The sequence below is a fragment of the Paenibacillus sp. 01L418 genome, assembly GCF_056400045.1.
In genome coordinates this window covers 1-18,160 of record NZ_JBFTSN010000094.1, presented here as the reverse complement: position 1 = coordinate 18,160, position 18,160 = coordinate 1, and the positions used below count along the sequence as shown (strand labels likewise).

At 46.2% G+C, this 18,160-nt stretch carries 16 protein-coding genes; 11 read left to right on the top strand and 5 right to left on the bottom strand.

Going from position 1 to position 18,160, the window contains the following annotated elements:
• The 6 genes from AC1DSE_RS14130 to trpA all read left to right on the top strand — a co-directional run.
• Positions 1 to 1,048 (top strand): anthranilate synthase component I family protein (locus AC1DSE_RS14130; RefSeq protein WP_477527808.1); only part of this gene is annotated, 1,048 nt, incomplete at its 5' end.
• Positions 1,048 to 2,100 (top strand): anthranilate phosphoribosyltransferase, encoded by a 1,053-nt coding sequence (trpD, locus tag AC1DSE_RS14125; RefSeq protein ID WP_477510555.1) that lies wholly within the window; start codon positions 1,048 to 1,050, stop codon positions 2,098 to 2,100. The genes AC1DSE_RS14130 and trpD, both read left to right, overlap by 1 nt.
• Positions 2,087 to 2,887 (top strand): indole-3-glycerol phosphate synthase TrpC, encoded by an 801-nt coding sequence (trpC, locus tag AC1DSE_RS14120; RefSeq protein WP_477510556.1) that lies wholly within the window; start codon positions 2,087 to 2,089, stop codon positions 2,885 to 2,887. Before trpD ends, trpC begins: the two co-directional genes overlap by 14 nt.
• Positions 2,884 to 3,561: a phosphoribosylanthranilate isomerase gene (locus tag AC1DSE_RS14115; protein WP_477510557.1), complete on the top strand. Its 678-nt coding sequence runs from the start codon at positions 2,884 to 2,886 to the stop codon at positions 3,559 to 3,561. Before trpC ends, AC1DSE_RS14115 begins: the two co-directional genes overlap by 4 nt.
• A complete protein-coding gene (gene trpB / locus AC1DSE_RS14110; protein ID WP_477510558.1) occupies positions 3,558 to 4,763 on the top strand; it encodes a tryptophan synthase subunit beta in 1,206 nt (401 codons plus the stop codon). The genes AC1DSE_RS14115 and trpB overlap by 4 nt, the downstream gene beginning before the upstream one ends.
• Entirely contained in the window at positions 4,750 to 5,559 is an 810-nt protein-coding gene (trpA, locus tag AC1DSE_RS14105) for a tryptophan synthase subunit alpha (protein WP_477510559.1), read from the top strand. The genes trpB and trpA overlap by 14 nt, the downstream gene beginning before the upstream one ends.
• Before the next feature lie 355 nt (positions 5,560 to 5,914).
• Here trpA and AC1DSE_RS14100 read toward each other — a convergent pair whose 3' ends face one another.
• Complete coding sequence (locus AC1DSE_RS14100) at positions 5,915 to 7,114, bottom strand: IS256 family transposase (RefSeq protein ID WP_477513025.1); 1,200 nt, start codon at positions 7,112 to 7,114, stop codon at positions 5,915 to 5,917.
• Between the two features lie 697 nt (positions 7,115 to 7,811).
• Here AC1DSE_RS14100 and AC1DSE_RS14095 point away from each other — a divergent pair.
• From AC1DSE_RS14095 to AC1DSE_RS14075, 5 genes are all read left to right on the top strand, one after another.
• Positions 7,812 to 8,762 (top strand): AEC family transporter, encoded by a 951-nt coding sequence (locus tag AC1DSE_RS14095; protein WP_477527807.1) that lies wholly within the window; start codon positions 7,812 to 7,814, stop codon positions 8,760 to 8,762.
• 135 nt (positions 8,763 to 8,897) lie between these two features.
• Positions 8,898 to 9,590 carry an ABC transporter ATP-binding protein gene (locus tag AC1DSE_RS14090; protein WP_441959150.1) on the top strand — a complete coding sequence of 231 codons (693 nt, stop codon included), beginning with the start codon at positions 8,898 to 8,900 and terminating at the stop codon, positions 9,588 to 9,590.
• Positions 9,574 to 10,599 (top strand): efflux RND transporter periplasmic adaptor subunit, encoded by a 1,026-nt coding sequence (locus AC1DSE_RS14085; protein WP_339204697.1) that lies wholly within the window; start codon positions 9,574 to 9,576, stop codon positions 10,597 to 10,599. Before AC1DSE_RS14090 ends, AC1DSE_RS14085 begins: the two co-directional genes overlap by 17 nt.
• Before the next feature lie 81 nt (positions 10,600 to 10,680).
• Positions 10,681 to 13,572, top strand: coding sequence for an ABC transporter permease (locus AC1DSE_RS14080; RefSeq protein ID WP_477512510.1), 2,892 nt, complete (start codon positions 10,681 to 10,683; stop codon positions 13,570 to 13,572).
• A 3-nt stretch (positions 13,573 to 13,575) separates the two neighbouring features.
• Positions 13,576 to 14,463 (top strand): ABC transporter ATP-binding protein, encoded by an 888-nt coding sequence (locus AC1DSE_RS14075; protein ID WP_076269010.1) that lies wholly within the window; start codon positions 13,576 to 13,578, stop codon positions 14,461 to 14,463.
• A gap of 69 nt (positions 14,464 to 14,532) precedes the next feature.
• Here the strand turns inward: AC1DSE_RS14075 and AC1DSE_RS14070 are convergent, their stop codons facing one another.
• The 4 genes from AC1DSE_RS14070 to AC1DSE_RS14055 all read right to left on the bottom strand — a co-directional run.
• Positions 14,533 to 15,414, bottom strand: coding sequence for a sulfurtransferase (locus AC1DSE_RS14070; protein WP_477512511.1), 882 nt, complete (start codon positions 15,412 to 15,414; stop codon positions 14,533 to 14,535).
• A gap of 11 nt (positions 15,415 to 15,425) precedes the next feature.
• A complete protein-coding gene (locus AC1DSE_RS14065) occupies positions 15,426 to 16,736 on the bottom strand; it encodes an LLM class flavin-dependent oxidoreductase (protein ID WP_477512512.1) in 1,311 nt (436 codons plus the stop codon).
• A 16-nt stretch (positions 16,737 to 16,752) separates the two neighbouring features.
• Complete coding sequence (locus tag AC1DSE_RS14060; protein WP_477512513.1) at positions 16,753 to 17,616, bottom strand: carbohydrate ABC transporter permease; 864 nt, start codon at positions 17,614 to 17,616, stop codon at positions 16,753 to 16,755.
• 15 nt (positions 17,617 to 17,631) lie between these two features.
• The coding region (locus AC1DSE_RS14055) for a carbohydrate ABC transporter permease (RefSeq protein ID WP_477527806.1) at positions 17,632 to 18,160 on the bottom strand (529 nt) is incomplete at its 5' end.

The window sequence follows — 18,160 nt, the reverse complement described above, 5'->3', positions numbered from 1 at the left end:
CTCTACGGATGCGGAAATCGCGAAGAGCTATGCAGCGGCAGTTGCCAAAATTGAAGCAACTATTGAACGTTTGCAGCAGCCGGTGACGATTCCTGTAACATCTGGACGCTCAATTGAAGTTGATTACGAGCTAGGTGATGTACAATCCAATGTGACGAAGGAGCAATTCATCGGAAACATTGAGAAGGCGAAGCAATACATTCGCGCAGGTGACATTTTCCAAGTCGTATTGTCACAGCGTTTTAGCATTGATACAGATGTTGATCCATTGCATGTATATCGCGTGCTCCGCATGATGAATCCTTCACCGTATATGTATTATTTGAAAATGGGCGAGGAAGTTATTGTCGGCGCTTCGCCGGAAGCGCTAGTGAAAGTAACGGGCGACCGCGTGGAGACAAGACCGATTGCGGGAACAAGGCCGCGCGGCAAGACGCCGGAAGAGGATAAGGCTTACGAGGTAGAACTGCTTGCGGACGAGAAAGAGCGCGCTGAGCATTTGATGCTGGTTGATCTAGGCCGCAATGACATCGGACGCGTATCGGAGTTTGGTTCGGTAACATGTGATTCGTTTATGGAAATTGAGCGTTACTCCCATGTCATGCATATTGTATCGAACGTTTCTGGCAAGCTGCACAAGGATAAAGACTTTTTTGACGCATTTGTCTCTTGTTTACCAGCAGGCACTGTATCTGGCGCACCTAAATTAAGAGCAATGGAAATCATTGCGGAGCTGGAGAATGAAGCACGCGGCGCATATGCAGGCGCTATTGGATACTTGGGCTTTGGCGGTACAATGGATACTTGTATTACGATCCGTACCATTATTTTTAAGAACGGCAAAGCGTATGTACAAGCAGGAGCTGGAATCGTTTGGGATTCTGTTCCGGAGAGCGAATTTTTGGAGACGGTCAACAAGGCGAAAGGCAGTCTTAAAGCCATTCGTGCGGCTGAAGCGATTTTTGCACAGCCAAAAAGTGCACCGGATTCCTTCAATTCCATTAACTCGGATTATTACGTCAAGGTCGGAGAGGGGATTGGTCAATAATGCAGGCAACCGAAGCGATAACGATGCAGCAAGCGCTGAACCAGCTTATTGGCGGCTCAAGTTTGACGAGGCAGCAAGCAGAAATGGTGATGAACATCATCATGAACGGCGAAGCAACAGCTGTTCAAATAGCTGGCGTCGTAACTGCGCTGCGGATGAAAGGCGAGACGAAGGACGAGATAACCGGGTTCGCTGAGGCGATGCGCGCGCATTCGAGCCATCTCCATACCGAACAAGAAGGTTTGCTCGATACATGTGGCACCGGAGGATCAGGTATTCATAAATTCAACATCTCAACAGCTTCCTCCATTATTGCTGCGGCGGCAGGCATCCGAGTTGCCAAGCATGGCAATCGCGCGATGTCTGGGAAAACGGGTAGTGCTGATGTACTGGAGGCACTAGGCGTACAAATTACGATAACTCCTGAACAAGCCGCACAATGCTTGGAGGATATCGGCATTTGCTTTATGTTTGCTCAGTTGTATCATCCATCGCTTCGCCATGCTGCTGCTCCGCGGCGTGAGCTTGGTATTCGAACAATCTTCAACATGCTTGGACCGCTCACAAATCCAGCTGGAGCAGATAGACAGCTTCTTGGATTCTACGATCGGAGCCGCACCTCTACAGTTGCCGAGGTGCTCGGTGAGCTTGGACTGAAACGTGCAATGGTTGTAAGCAGTCATGATGGGCTTGATGAAATTAGCATCTCTGCACCAACACAAATATCTGAGCTATTAAACGGTGATGTGAAAACCTACGATGTTACGCCAGAGGAGCTTGGACTAACACGTTGGCCGATTGCGGATGTTATGGGTGGTGAGCCGGAAGTTAACGCAGCACTTATTCGTTCTATTTTCTCAGGCGAGCAGCGCGGGGCTTATCGTGATATCGTGCTTGCCAACGCGGGTGCATGTATATATGTAGGCGGGAAGGCACAATCGCTTCGCGAGGGTGCAGAGATTGCTGCCAAGGTGATCGATTCAGGCGAGGCGCAGCGGAAGCTCGTGAGTCTTATTCATACGACAGGAGAGTTGGCAAATGTTTCTGGATAAAATTGTAGCTACAAAACGAACTGAGGTTGAGGAGCTAGCGGCTCGCTTTGACCTTGCGCAAGTGGAGAAACAAATTTCGGAGATGGAAGCATGCCGCGGCTTTGAACATGCATTATCGGCAGCTGGCCGCAACAGAAGTATGGGACTGATTGCCGAGGTAAAGAAGGCGTCGCCATCAAAAGGGCTGATTCGTGCTGATTTTGAGCCAACCATGCTTGCTGCACAATATGAAGCAGCTGGTACGGATTGTATTTCAGTGTTGACGGATCGTGATTACTTTCAAGGATCTAATGAATTTCTGCAGGCCGTGAAAAATACGGTAAAGGTACCTCTATTAAGAAAAGATTTTACGATTGACCATCGTCAAATTTATGAGGCCCGCTTAATCGGAGCGGACGCAATCTTGCTCATCGCAGCTATTATGACGCCAACGCAGCTAGGTGAGTTTCATGATCTTGCGAAGTCGATTGGGATGGATGTGCTCGTAGAAGTGCACAACAAAGAAGAGCTGGAAGGCGTTCTGGAGCTGGACAAAGCAACRCTCATCGGCATAAATAACCGCGATTTGAAAACATTCGTTACCGATCTAAAAACGACCGAAGAGTTAATCGGACTTATGCCGAAAAATGTTACTGTCATTAGTGAGAGCGGAATTGCGGGTAATAGCGATATGGATTACTTAAAGTCAATCGGCGCTCATGGTGTATTGATTGGTGAATATTTTATGCGGCATGAGCAAGTAGGACAATCGGTTACTGATTTAATGGGTGCGGTAACCGTTCGATGAAGCAGCAGACGCGTATCAAAATTTGTGGTCTGATGGATCTGCAAACGATTCAGCAGATGGATGGATTGCCTATTCACGAAATCGGCTTCATCTTTGCACCCAGCAAGCGATTGGTGGAAACGTCGACTGCATCGCAGCTTATATCAGCGGCTGCGAAGTTAAAGGCAGCTGGCGGTGAGCGCCCGAGAACGGTTGGCGTATTCGTAAATGAAACCTTTGCTAATCTGCAAAATCTTTTGTTAGAAGCTCCTTTAGATGTGATTCAATTGCATGGCAATGAATCGGCAGCGTTTTGCCAAATGGTGCGTGAGCAGCTGAACGTACAAGTATGGAAAGTATTTTCCATGAAAAAGGATGCCGAGGGCAGCACGCCAATGTCTGCTCTAGAGCAGTTAACGCCATACCGAGCAGCTATTGATGCCGTACTGATAGACGCACCTGGCGGCGGCACGGGTCAAACCTTCGATTGGGAAGCGATAAAAGAGTATAAGCAAGCAGCTGAAGAGCTTGGCATTACTCTGTATGTAGCAGGTGGTCTGCATGAAGGAAATGTGCAAGAGCTGCTAAAGACATATGCGCCAAACGGGATAGATGTATCAAGCGGTGTTGAGACGGATGGACGAAAAGATATCGAGAAAATCCGATTATTTGTAAGAAGGGTGATGGAAGCATGACACAAGTACCAGATGAGAATGGACGCTTCGGCAAATTTGGCGGTAGATATGTGCCAGAAACATTAATGACAGCATTATTAGAGCTAGAGGAAGCTTATCAGCATTATTCCAAGGACCAAGCGTTTCAAGACGAGGTTACTTACTTGTTGCATAAATACTCAGGTCGTCCGACTTCACTATACTATGCAGAACGACTTAGCGAGCATCTTGGCGGCGCAAAAATCTACTTAAAACGTGAAGACCTGAACCATACAGGTGCACATAAAATTAATAATACGATTGGTCAAGGCGTACTTGCCAAACGTATGGGTAAATCAAAAATCATTGCAGAAACAGGCGCAGGACAACATGGCGTTGCTTCTGCAACGATAGCTGCTTTGCTTGGTCTAGAATGCAAAGTATTTATGGGCGAGGAAGATATGAAGCGTCAGCAGCTTAATGTTTTCCGGATGCAGCTGCTTGGCTCTGAAGTTGTGCCAGTTCTATCAGGAACAAGAACACTTAAAGATGCATGTAACGAAACCCTTCGTTACTGGGTTAGCCATGTTGAAGATACGTATTACATTTTGGGTTCAGTTACAGGCCCGCATCCTTATCCGATGATGGTTCGTGATTTCCAGCGTATCATTGGCGACGAGGCTCGTAAGCAAATATTGACTGAAGAAGGCCGATTGCCGGATTATGTTGTAGCAGCTGTTGGCGGTGGAAGCAACGCAATGGGGATTTTCTATCCATTTATCAATGATGACAGCGTGAAGCTGCTTGGCGTTGAGGCTGCTGGCCGCGGTGTAGATACGATTGAGCATGCGGCAACAATGACCAAAGGACGTCACGGTGTATTCCAGGGCTCGATGAGCTATGTGCTGCAGGATGAGTATGGACAGGTTCAACCTGCGCATTCGATTTCAGCGGGACTTGATTATCCTGGTATTGGACCAGAGCATGCCTACTTGAAAGATTCCGGACGTGCTGAATACGTTCCTGTATCGGATGCCGAGGCGCTTGATGCGTTGCAGCTGCTATCGCGCACAGAAGGCATTATTCCAGCACTGGAATCAGCACATGCGATTGCTCAGACGATTAAGCTTGCGCCTACGCTTGATAAAGACAAAGTCGTCGTTGTCAGCTTATCCGGACGTGGAGATAAGGACGTAGAAGCAATTATGGGTTACTTGGGGGTAAATAAGCATGAATCTCATTGATACAGCATTTGCAAGGCTGAAGTCTGAAGGCAAAACGGCGCTAATTCCTTTTGTTACGATGGGTGATCCTGATCTAGCCACTTCGGTTGCTATCATCCAAACGCTCGAGAAGGCAGGCGCTGACATGATCGAGCTTGGCGTACCTTATTCCGACCCGCTAGCGGATGGTCCTGTTATCCAGCGTGCATCTGAGCGAGCATTGCGCCATAACAGCATTACAATCAAGGATTGTATTGAAATAGCTGAACAATCGCGTGAGGCCGGCGTTAAAATTCCATTCATATTGTTCACTTATTACAATCCGGTGTTTCAATATGGGCTTGAAGCGTTTTTCGAGCTTGTACAGAGCAAAGGCATCAGTGGTCTTATTATTCCTGACTTGCCAATCGAAGAAGATGAAGAGGTTAGGCAGCTTGCGGAAGCAGCTAATGTACATCTTATTCCTCTTGTGGCACCGACATCCAAGGATCGGGTTACTCGTATTTCACGCAAAGCAAAAGGATTTGTCTACTGCGTTTCATCGCTTGGCGTAACAGGCGTGAGAGCTGATTTTCATACAGGTATTGATGAATTCCTCTCGATGGTTCGCGAAGCGACCGATTTGCCAATCGCAGTAGGCTTTGGCATTTCAAGCCGTGAGCAGGTTGCTCGCTTTGAAAAACAATGTGACGGCGTGATCGTGGGCAGTGCAATTGTGCGTACGATAGAAGATGCCATTCCACTGCTGAATGATGCTGATACGCGTGAAGCGGGACTTAAACAAATCGGCGATTTTGTTGCTCAGCTTAAAGGGTAAGCAGACTATTTTAGATAAAGGAAGTTATACGCTGCGGAAGTGGCTTGTAATTGACATAGGATTTTATAAATAGCAGGAAAGCTCTCTAGACTTGGTCTAGGTGAGCTTTTTTTGCTTTATCGGGATAAGAGGGGGATTTGTAGCAGGGAGCTGTTTTGGAGGGATTTCGGTACGGTGATTCGGGAGTGGAGAGGACGGATGGTAAAGCACAAGGATAAATGGAGAAGCACGAAGCTGTTGATTTGAAAAGTAACTTTTGAAGCTAGCTTAGGGACATAGGATCCGTTATTTTAAAATAATTGGCTAAAATTGGTAGCGTCAAGAAGTTTGTGTAGTAAGATTATCCATCGGAACATTAGACCATTATTGATTGTTCGGGTAAGGCCTTTCCATATCGCTTGGTGTACATCTCTTCAAATGAAGCCTTTGTATCGGCATCTACAAACCCGCGTATGGCTCTGCCACACCATTTTTCATTGTAGTCGAGTGCTTGTAAGTAAATAATCTTCTCCGCAGCTTCAATATTCGTTAGGCTATTCATAGGTTTCAACCGTTTACGAAGTTCCTTATTCATACGTTCAATGGGATTGGTTGTGTAGATGGCGGGCCATGTCAACGTTGGGTATTTGTAAAAAGTTAAAAGCGTTGGGAGCTGCACTTCCCAGGATTTCACCTCTTTAGGGTACTGCTTGCTCCATTTCTCTTTAAAATTCTCAAATACAGCGCGTGCGACGTCTCCATCGATTGCCGTGTATACTTGCTTTAAATCTTCCAGAAACTCGGTTTTATCCGACACACGAATTTTTGGAAAAGTAGCTCGTACCTTATGAACGACGCAATGCTGGACGTCGGCTTTAGGGTAAATTTCGCGAAACGCTTCTTCCAAGCCTGGTAAACCGTCAAAGACCCCGAGGAGCACATCCGTTGCACCACGTTGCTTCAGGTCTTTAAGCACCTCTCGCCAGCCATTAGAGCTTTCGTGTCCACCGACATAAAAGCCTAGAATTTGGCGAGTTCCGTTCTCGTCAATTCCCATGACTAAATAAACGGCCTCACTGCTGACCGTGTTGCGCTTGAGTTTGACATAGAGACCATCTAAATAGATAACGGAGTAACGCTTCTCTAGCGGACGATTCTGCCACTGTTCGATGTCTTCCATAACCGTYTGAGTAATATTACTAATGGTTGTCGGCGAGTAGTGTGTTCCAAACATGCTCTCTACGAATTTAGCGACTTCTCTTGTGCTCATTCCGCCTTTGTACATGTGAATAATGGCTTCCTCTAGCCAGCCTTCCCTACGCTGATAGGGCTGAAATAAACGTGTTTGAAATGATCCTTTGCGATCTCGTGGCACATGAAGTTCGTTGATTATTCCGTATCTCGTTTGGAACGTTCGTTTGTAGTTACCATTACGAGTATTGCGCAAGTGGGGCTGCTCCACTTTCATGTAATTTTTAATCTCTTCTCGCAAAAGCAGCTCTAGTTTTTCTTGTAGCAGTTTTGTAACAGTATTTTCAAGTAGATCATTGAATGCATTTTCGGGTATAGTATTCATCGAGTAGGGCTCCTTCTTGGTGATCTCAGCAATCCCGAGGATACCCTACTTTTTTGTGTTTTGAATAGACTCCAAAACTTGGTACACAAACTATTGTACGTCACCTAATTTGATGGAAATAGAACTAGTTTCTAGTTCTATTTTTGCTGATTTGGTGTTTAGATGTGTATAGTGGGGCGATTTAATTACGGATAAGACTAGTTTCTAGTCTTATTTGCACGAAACAAGATAATTTGATGGAAATAGAACTAGTTCCTAGTTTTATTTTTGCTGATTTAGTACTTTGGCGGGGATATGGGGCGAGTTACTTACGGATAACACTAGTTTCTAGTCTTTTTCACACGATACAAGCTGATATTATGGGAATAGAACTAGTTTCTAGATCTATTTCAGCTGACTCACGGCTTAGAGGGAAATGGCTGATTCGCCGAATGGATGGGCATGTGAAACGATTTGCAGCATCGCACATCACAGCAAGTCACATAAGTCGCAGATTCACACAAATCACAGCTAGTCACAGCAAGTCACAGCCAATCACTGAAGATCAACCGCTTAGTCACAACAGCGAGCGTCACATGAATGCTTGCCTTATCAAGCATGAACCTATTAAAATGAGGATGCGATCTTAGTCGCAGTCATGGCCATTTCCGATACTATCATTTTTCAAACTATATAATAGAAAGAAGCAGATGCAGCGATGAATATTTTCTTTCACATTTTAATGACAAACGTGCTTCCGATGGTCATCATGATTGGGCTTGGCATTATTATTCAAAGAGCGTTCAAGCTGGATATTAAAACGTTATCGAAGCTGAATTTTTATTTATTTTCACCCGCTATTATGTTCGACCTCCTATATAAAACGGACATTTCTGCCCAAGTAATAGGGAAAATTTTATTGTTTTTTGTGCTGTTTTTGGTTACGCAGTATATTATCGTTGAGCTGGTTATTAGAATAAGAGGGTATCAGCCAAGTATGAAAAGCGCGATGCGCAACAGTGTATTGTTCTACAACAGCGCAAATTACGGCATACCGCTCAATCAGCTGGCTTTTGCAGGCAACGAGAAAACATTCGCTATTCAGCTATTAATAATGATGATGCAATCTCTTATACCGAACACGTATGGCATATATAACGTCAACGCGCACAAAGCCGATATGCGGGCGATTTGGCGGACAATTATCTCAATGCCGATTATATATGTCATCCCGCTTGCCTTCCTGCTCAGAGGGTTCGACGTTCCCATCCCGCAGCCTATAGCTACACCGATCGGTTACTTATCAGCAGCGTTTATCGGTACAGCGCTTATTACACTAGGCGTACAGCTGGGCAATATGGAGTGGAAAATAAAGCGCTCACTCCTCATTGATGTCAGCATATCGGGCATACTCAGACTGATTGCCGGTCCTTTGCTTGCGTGGCTGATCGTCTGGCTGATGGGACTCGACAAGCTGACGGGACTCGACAAGCTGACGGCAGCTGCCCTCATCGTTTCATCAGCCGTCCCCACTTCACTCAGCAGTGTGCTGCTCGCTGTAGAGTTCGACAACGAGCCAGAGTTTGCCTCGCAATCTGTTTTTGTTTCTACTATTTTAAGTATAGTCACGGTTACCGCAGTCATTTTTTTCTTAAAACTTGATATTTAGAAACTAGTGAACCTATCAACCTCTTAATTTTGAGTTTGTTAGGTTTTTTATTTCTTGTGCAACAAGATGGACAAGGTTAAAATGGAAAAAGATACAAGGGTAATCGATTTATTGGAAATGGAGGTCTATTACTAGATGCTGCCTATCACGCATGATATTATTCATGCAAGCGCTTTAAAAAGAACATTTGGACGTGGAAACGGTGCAGTTACCGTACTAAAAGGTGTCGATTTGTCGATACCATCCGGCAAGCTTATTGCATTTAAAGGGAGATCAGGTTCTGGAAAAACGACGCTTATTAATTTGCTAAGCGCACTGGACCGTCCGACCGAAGGGAATATTACGTTTGCTGGACGCGATTTGACGGCGATGTCGAATCATGAGAGAGATATGGTACGCCGCAAGGAAATGGGGCTTATTTTTCAATCCTTTGCACTCATTCCTCTGATGTCCGCCTATGAGAACGTGGAGTTTATATTAAGAGTTTCAGGTATGGCGGCAAACGGCCGCAAGGAAGCAGCGATTAACGCTTTAGAGCAGGTTGGCTTAAAAAGCCGCATGCATCATCGGCCATTCGAGCTATCGGGCGGAGAGCAGCAGCGAACAGCAATAGCACGGGCAATTGCCCATAAGCCGAAGCTTCTTTTGGCAGACGAGCCTACAGCTGAACTGGATAGCCGCACAGGCTTGCAAATTATGAAAGTGTTTCGTGATTTGGTAGAAATGGCAGGAATGACAATCATCATGACGACACATGATCCTGCAATAATGGAAATTGTTGACCATGTTTATGAATTGGAGGATGGACAAATTGTCGCAAAAGCTTAAGCCGATACTCGGCTGGTCATTCGCGCTGCTTCTTAGCGCTTCACTAACAGGGTGCTCCTTGCTTCCTGCCGAGGAGGCAGCCTTAAAACCTCCTCTTGTTAAGCCGGCGCAAGAGAATTACCGCACGGTAACGGTCGAGAAGGGGACAATTACACAAGAAATTAAAGGAAGCGGAAGCCTGGAGTCAACGCAATCGGAGATTGCACAGTTTAAAGGACAAGGCGGCCGTATTGCGAAGATGATGGTTACCTCGGGAGCGCAGGTGAAGAAAGGAGATGTCTTGGTTCAGCTTAATGTAGATGGACTGGACATTCAATTAAAGGAACAGCAGCTCGCCCATGCCAAAGCTAAGCTTTCATTTAAACAGGCCAAATTAGGCGGTGACAATGATGCGATCGATATCGCTAAGCTGCAAATGGATATTGAACAGTTAAAGCTGGATCGTTTGACGGCGACCTTTAACAGCAAGCAGCTTGTTGCCGAAATGAACGGCCAAGTAACTTTCGTAGAGGATCTGAAGGAAGGCGATTTTGTTGAGGCTTATCAAACGCTTGTTGTCATATCCGATCCATCACAGCTGCGTCTAGCGCTCCGAGTTGAATCAGGTGCGGAAATTAGCAGCGTTGATGTTGGTTTCCCAGCAATGGTTACCTTCGGGTCTGAAGAAGTGAAAGGGAAAGTCGTACAGACACCATCATCGGCTCCTTCAACGCTGAACCAGCAGCTTCAAGATCGTTACTCCAAAACATTATTTATTGAAGTGCCGAAAGTGCCTGGAAACGCCACAATCGGAGCGTTTGCTGATGTCAAAATTATTTTGCAGCAGCGTGATGATGTACTCAAAATTCCACGCAGTGGCGTGCGCAGCTTCCTTGGCAGAACATTCGTAAGAACGCTTGAGGATGGCAATAAAATTCGTGAGATTGATGTCGAAACGGGCATAAAAGGCTCGACGGAAATTGAAATTACGAAGGGCTTGGAAGAAGGCGCGATTGTTGTACTTCAATAATGAGTCTGTATAGAACGATTGATAACCATCAACTAGCTTCATAGGAAGGTTATGAGCCGTTTACGCTTGGGAGGTTTTGAAGTGGCTTTGTTTATTATGATTATTCGTAAAATGGTGCAAAATAAGTGGTTGGTCGGGAGCTTGTTTATAGGCTTAGTCATGTCCGTAGCCTTGGTAAGCAGCATGCCAATTTATTCGGAAGCCATTTTATCGAGGATGCTGGTCAAGGATTTAGAGACTATGCAGAGCGAGCGGGGGATATATCCCGGCAATCAATACAATAAACTTTTTTACACGAAAGAAACACCGGAGCAAGTAAATAAGATTTATACAAAAGTAGATCGCTACATACGTGAGCAAGCACAATCCAACTTTGGCATACCGGTGCAGGAGCTTATCGTTGATTTCCAATCCAGATCAATGAAGATCAGGCCGGAGAATGATCCAGAGCCAGATACGAAAAAAAATCTCAAGACGATGTCGCTGCGCTCCTTCAGTGATCTTGAAGAGCATATTACGCTGACGGACGGCAGAATGCCGGCTGAGCAGCAGCCAGTTGATGGCGTTTATGAGGTGCTTGTTACAGAACGAAGCCTGGTTCAGTTCAAAACAGTACTGGATTCAAAGTTTTATGTGAACGACGATAAAATTGCCGGGGAAATAGCATTTAAGCCGGTAGGCGTGTTCAAGAAAACGCAGGATGACGACCCCTATTTTAGAGATACGGATCTAAGTGAGCTAAGCTCAAGCTTTGTCATTAGTGATAAACTCGCTAAGCAGCAGCTCATGCAGGAAAGCCGGATTCCGGTAGCGTCCGTTGGTTGGTTTTTTGTATTGGATTATTCTAAGCTTGAGCTAAGCTTGGTAGATGGCTTCATTCAGACAACAAATAAAATTCGCAACGTTATGCTTAATAATGTAACGATGTATCAAGCCGTCTCGGAAACACCGGCTCTGGATACGATTTCGAAATACATGGTACGTGCAGAACAGTTGAAGACGCTCATGTGGTCGCTTAATGTTCCTGTTTTGATTATGCTCGGGTTCTACATGTTCATGGTATCCAATCTAATTGCGGATCGGCAAAAAAATGAGATTGCTGTTCTGCGAAGCAGAGGAGCTGCACGTTGGCAGGTTATTAGCTCTTATGCAGTGGAAGGCATTATTTTATGCGGCATCGCCTTTGGTGTGGGTCCCTTGCTTGGCGTCATCCTAACCGAGATGCTTGGTGCATCCAATGGTTTCCTTGAATTTGTACAGCGCGTTCGGCTGCCTGTCAAACTTACGGACGAGTCTTTCCGTTATGGAGCGATTGCCTCCGGCGTTTGTTTTGTCATTATGATGATTCCTATCATTATGGCTACTCGCGTTTCTATTGTTGGTCATAAGCAGCAGCTGGCTAGACTTTTGAAATCACCGTTATGGCACAAAATGTTCCTTGATGTGATTGCATTAGCGTTAGCTATTTATGGCTTATACACATTCCGGAAAAGGCTTGCTGATTTGCAAAGCTTAGGTTTAAATGCGGATGATCTAAACATCGATCCGTTGCAATTTGTTATTCCTGCTTTGTTTATTATGGGTGCGGGTTTGCTCTTGCTTCGTTTGTACCCTTGGGTTCTTAGACTCATCTATTGGATCGGCAAGAAATGGTGGCCGCCTTCCGTATATGCAACATTAATTCAGGTTGGACGCTCCAGTTCGCAATATCAGTTTTTAATGATTTTTCTTATTATGACGATTGCTACCGGCGTATTTAGCGCTTCAGCGGCAAGAACGATCAACAATAACACAGAGGATCGAATCAGGTATGGCAATGGCGCAGAGGTCGTATTGACTACACAATGGATGAACGATGCACCGCCGCCTCCACCTCCGGGAGCACCGTCAACGCCGGCGCAGGATTTAGCTATGCTCGCGCCAGTCCATTACTTGGAGCCGGCATTCGAGCCCTTTAAAGCACTCAAAGGTGTAGAGCATGCAGCTAAAGTATTCAAGAAAGAAGTAGCCTTTAGCGTAAATGAAAGCAATGGCCCTGCAACATTAATTGGTATTGATTCCGATGAGTTTGGTGAAACAACGTGGTTCCGTGACAGCTTGCTTGACTATCCGCTTAATGATTATTTGAACCTGCTTGCAGCAGATCCGCAGGCTGTTCTCATATCGCGGACGTTAGCCGATCAGAACAAAGTGAAGCCTGGCGACACGATTTGGGTAGGCTGGAGCGATGTACCGCAGCAGCCGTTTAAGGTGTATGGCATCATTAATTATTTCCCAACCTTTAATCCGAACCCTGCTGTAGGCAGCGTAAATGTTAGTGAAGATAAAGATACATCGGGTGGCCGAGCTCCGATGCTGATCGTCGGCCATTTGCCGCGTATTCAAGTTCAGCTTGCACTTGAACCTTACGACGTATGGCTTAAGCTAAAGCCGGAGGTGAGCACTTCCGAGTTTTATGAGGGGCTTAAGGAATCGAAGCTTCCGATTACGAATATTGTCAATACAAGAGAGAAGCTGGTCACTGCCAAAAACGATCCGTTCCTCATGGCACTAAACGGTATTTTGACTTTAGGTTTTGTCTTGTCGATTCTTGTTAGCTTTATCGGGTTTCTATTATATTGGGTACTATCACTCCGAGGCCGGACCTTGCAAAATGGTATTTTGCGCGCGATTGGCCTATCGCTGAGACAGCTCATCGGCATGCTTGGGGTTGAGCAGCTGTTAACATCGGGCGTTGCCGTTCTTATTGGAATAGGTGTCGGAAACATCGCGAGTCGATTGTATGTGCCTAACTTCCAAATTGCGTTCAATCCAAGCAGCCTTGTACCGCCATTCAAGGTCATGTTCGATGCAACGGATTTAATACGGATCTATGTTCTTGTCGGCTTTATGTTGGTCATCGGACTTGGCATATTAGCTTATATGCTATCGAAGCTGCGTATTCATCAAGCGATCAAGCTAGGGGAGGATTGACGGATGATTCATTGCGAAGGGCTTGTCAAAATATACAAAACAGCCGACCTAGAGGTATTCGCCCTGCAAGGCCTCGATCTTCAAATTGAAAGCGGCGAGCTGATGGCCATCATAGGCAACAGCGGCAGCGGCAAATCAACGCTGCTGAATATGCTTGGCGGGCTTGACCGTCCGACGGCGGGGAAGCTGACCGTTGACGGAAGAGATATGCTGAAGTTTAAGGAACGCGACTTCGTTCGGTACAAGCGAGAGAGCGTAGGTTTCGTCTGGCAAAATAATGCGAGAAACTTGATTCCTTATTTAACCGCGCTTGAAAATGTAGAGCTGCCTATTTTGCTAACAGGCAGCCGCAAGCGCTGGAGAGCAAAGGAGCTGCTTGACGCCGTTGGCTTAAGCCACCGTGCTTCAAATAAGCTATATGAGTTATCAGGGGGAGAACAGCAGCGGGTCGCAATCGCCATTGCGCTCGCCAATCATCCTAAGCTGCTGCTTGCGGATGAGCCTACGGGGTCGGTAGACTCGCGAATGGCTAATCAGATTTTGGACTTATTCCGTGAACTGAATCGTACGATTGGCATTACCGTTGTTATCGTTACACATGATCCAGAGCTTGCGAAGAAGGTAGATCGTGTAGCGGCCATCCGAGACGGCAAGATTTCATCCGAAATGCTGCGCAAACGTTCATATGCGGAAGAGCTGGCGGAGCTTGAGCAGGAGGATGAGGAAGGCACGCACGTAGAATATGCGGTGCTTGATAAAGCGGGCCGATTGCAGGTGCCTTCCAACTATTTGGAATCCATCGGTGTGAAAAACTCGAATAAGCTGCGTGTAGAGCTTGGAGAAGGAAAAATTATCCTGCTGCCTCCTGAGGAGAAAGAAAAAGCCGAGTAAAATATTGGGTGGCAAAAAGAGCTGTGCATGGTCTGCAATGACCGTTGCACAGCTCTTTTTCTTGCAAGCTTACGAGTTAGATAAGCTAGAGCATGAGGCGTTCGATTGGCTCACTTCGGTAAACTCGTCGTTGCCCCATTCATCCCAAGAGCCTTCATAGGGGCGGATATGAGGATAGCCCATTAGTCGTAAAGTAAAATAAGTATGCGCTCCGCGTTGATTTGTCTGGCAATAAGGCACGATTGTTTTTGCAGGGTCAATGCCAAGACCATCAAATTGCTGCTTTAAATCTCGATAAGCTTTGAAACGCACGACGCCATCTTGATCTGCCCCTTCTAGGGAATCGTTCCACTCTTTATGAACTGCGCCAGAAATATGCCCGCCCTTACGATTCGAGCGTTGATCAGCTCCGGTGTATTCTAGAGCGGAACGTGTATCGACAAGAAGGCAATTATCGAGCCCAGCTTGGATAGATGCTTTCGTGGCAACCAGCTCTGAATGGGCAGATAACGTCAGTGTTCCTTTAGAGGGCAGCGGCAAATCTATTGTTGTCTCATAGCCTGCCGCTGTCCACGCTGCGAAACCGCCATTCAATAGCTTCACTTGATCCTTCAGACCATAATACTCCAGCACATAAAAGACGCGCGCCGCTAACACTCCGCCTCCATCATCATAGACGATGATAGTTGAATCATTGCTGACGCCAACATTTTCAAGCAAATAAGCAAGAGCATCCGCGGCAGCAAAAGTGCAGCGTGAGCTATCCTTTAATGCTTTGGCGTCTAGCCAGTACGCCCCTGGAATGTGACCTGATTCATATCCGCGGGCTCTGACATCTAATAAAACGATGTTCGGCTCTTGGTAATGGTTTTTAAGCCAATGAGCGTCTGCCAGCAGATGTTCATTGGGGTAATGTAAATCGCTCGTATTCGTTATGTGAGCAGCCTCCACATCTTAATAAATTACAACGGACTGAAGCCGAGGTTTTCACGCAAACTTTGTCCAGCATACTCGCTAGGAAATAATCCTCGCCTTTGCAGCTCAGGAACGACTAGTTCCAGAAAGGCATCAATACCGCCAAATGCCAGCTGAGGCATAACGCTAAAGCCATCAGCAGCACCATTTACGAACCAATGCTCCATAATATCAGCTACTTGGTTAGCTGTTCCAGCAATGCTTAGCTGACCGTTGCCTACCCAATATTTCTCGAGCAGTTCCCGGAGTGTCAGCTGTTCATTATCAACAATCTTTTTGACCATCTGATAGAAGGTTTGATACGCATTAACTTGGCCCATATCAGGCAGCTTCGGAAAAGGATCATCCAGTGCATATCCCGAAAAATCGATGCCAAGCAAATTGGAAAGAGACATGACGGTACGTTCTATTGAACCGAGCTGCTGCAGCTCTCTCGCAATGTCACGAGCTTCAGCCTCCGTTTCACCAACAATAACATGAATGCCCGGCAATACTTTAATATCATGCGGGGAACGTCCGGCTTTGACAGTTCTTTCTTTGATGTCTTGATAAAACGACTGCGCGTCTTCAAATGAGTTTTGGACGGTGAATATAAGCTCGGCATATTGAGCAGCTAAATTTCTGCCATCCTCTGAGGCTCCGGCCTGGATAAGCAGAGGTCTTCCCTGTGGAGGACGCATCATATTAAGCGCACCGCGTACGGAATAATAATCTCCCTGATGCTGAATATCATGAACCTTGTTGACGTCGGCATACACTCCGGATGTTTTGTCTTGAACGAGCGCATCGGCTTCCCAGCTGCTCCACAATTTGAGCACGACCTCTGTGAATTCCCGCGCTCGCTCGTAACGTTCTGTATGAGCTGGCAATTGCTCCAGCCCAAAGTTGAAGGCTGTACGTTCTACGCCAGTAGTTACAATGTTCCAACCAGCTCGTCCGCCGCTTATATGATCAAGCGAGGCGAATATTCTAGCTGTGTTATAGGGCTCGGTGAAGCTTGTAGAAACGGTAGCAATAAGGCCGATTCGCTCCGTTACGGTCGCGATTGCAGATAACAATGTGAGTGGTTCGAAGCCGAAGATCGGACCATGCTGGACTGCTTTTGCCTCAATCGACAGACCGTCCGCGATAAATAGGGAGTCTATCCGGGCGGCTTCCGCTTTTTTGGCGATCCGCAGGAAATGATTGACGTCATGAATTTCATCCAGCTTCGTGCTTGCATGACGCCAAGCTCCTTTGTGAGCGCCCGCATTGTGTAGAAACAAATTTAAAATCATTCTGCGATTAGGCTCGCTCATCTGGATCACCTCCTGTTTATTTCATGCCGCTAAGCGCAATTCCACGAATGATTTGCTTCTGGAAAATAAGAAAAATAACAATAAGCGGAGCGATTGAAATCGTTGTTCCTGCCATAATTAAAATCCAATTGCTTGTATCCTTCAGCTCGCTGGAAAAATAAACAATCCCGACGGGCAGTGTGAATTTCTCCTCCGTTTGCAGCACGATGAGCGGCCAGATGAACTGGTTCCAGTTCCCGATAAAGGTAAGAATTATTAAAGTGATAATAGCTGGCTTCACTAGTGGGATGGCGATATGCAGCAGAATACGCCATTCATTAAGTCCATCAATGCGAGCCGCATCCAGCAAATCGGAAGGAATGGAGTCCATAAACTGCCTCATAAGAAAGATGCCGAAGGCCGTAATAATGCCGGGAAACAGCACGCCCCAATAAGTATCGGACCAGCCTAATTCATTCGCAATTAAATACCAGGGGATGATGAGCATCTCTGTTGGAACCATTAAGGTGCTGATTATGAGCAGAAAAATGAGCTGTTTACCGACGAATGAAAATTTGGCGAGCACGTACCCTGCCGCTGTATCGAAGATTAGAACAGTAGAGGTTGCAATCAGAGAGATGATGAGCGTATTTTTGATCCATTGTGCGAAAGGAGCCTTCTTGAATATGGCAGCGTAGTTGTCAAAGGTTATCGTCTCAGGAATTAAGCGAAGATTGTAAACGTCCTGAGGAAGCTTGAAGGAGGTAGCGACCATCCATAAAAACGGAAACAGCATGATGCCGACGCCGAGCGTTAGCAGAAAATAAATGACAAGCGTGCGCAGCCTCTCTGCGGGGGACTTGGCGTTTTTCTGTGTTTTGTAAACGCTTTGTGTGCTCACTGATTCGTCCTCCCATCAATATTCTACTTTTTTGTTCAACACTTTTAATTGAAGCAGCGTAAGCACCAAAATGACGACGAACAAAATAACTGTAGCAGCTGCGGCGCTGCCCATCTTAAACTGCTGAAACGCTAAATTGTAAATATGGAGCACCATCGTCGTTGTCGCATTTAGCGGTCCTCCATTTGTCATGCTCAGCACCTGTCCGAATGATTGCAAATAAGAGATAACGCCAATGACAGCCGAAAAAACGATGACGGGATTAAGCAGCGGAAGCGTAATATGACGGAATTTCCGCCATGCGCTTGCGCCATCGATAGCCGCCGCTTCATAATACATGCGCGGTATCGCTTCAAGCCCTGTCATAAAGATAAGCATTTGAAAGCCGGTGCTTTGCCATATCATCGTTAATGTAATGAGAATAAGCGCCTGACGCGGCGATTGCAGAAACAATTGCGGTTCGAGACCGAGATTTAATAATATCTCGTTTAACCAGCCGTTGCGCATGAGAATCCACCGGAATACCCAGCTTACTGCGACGATG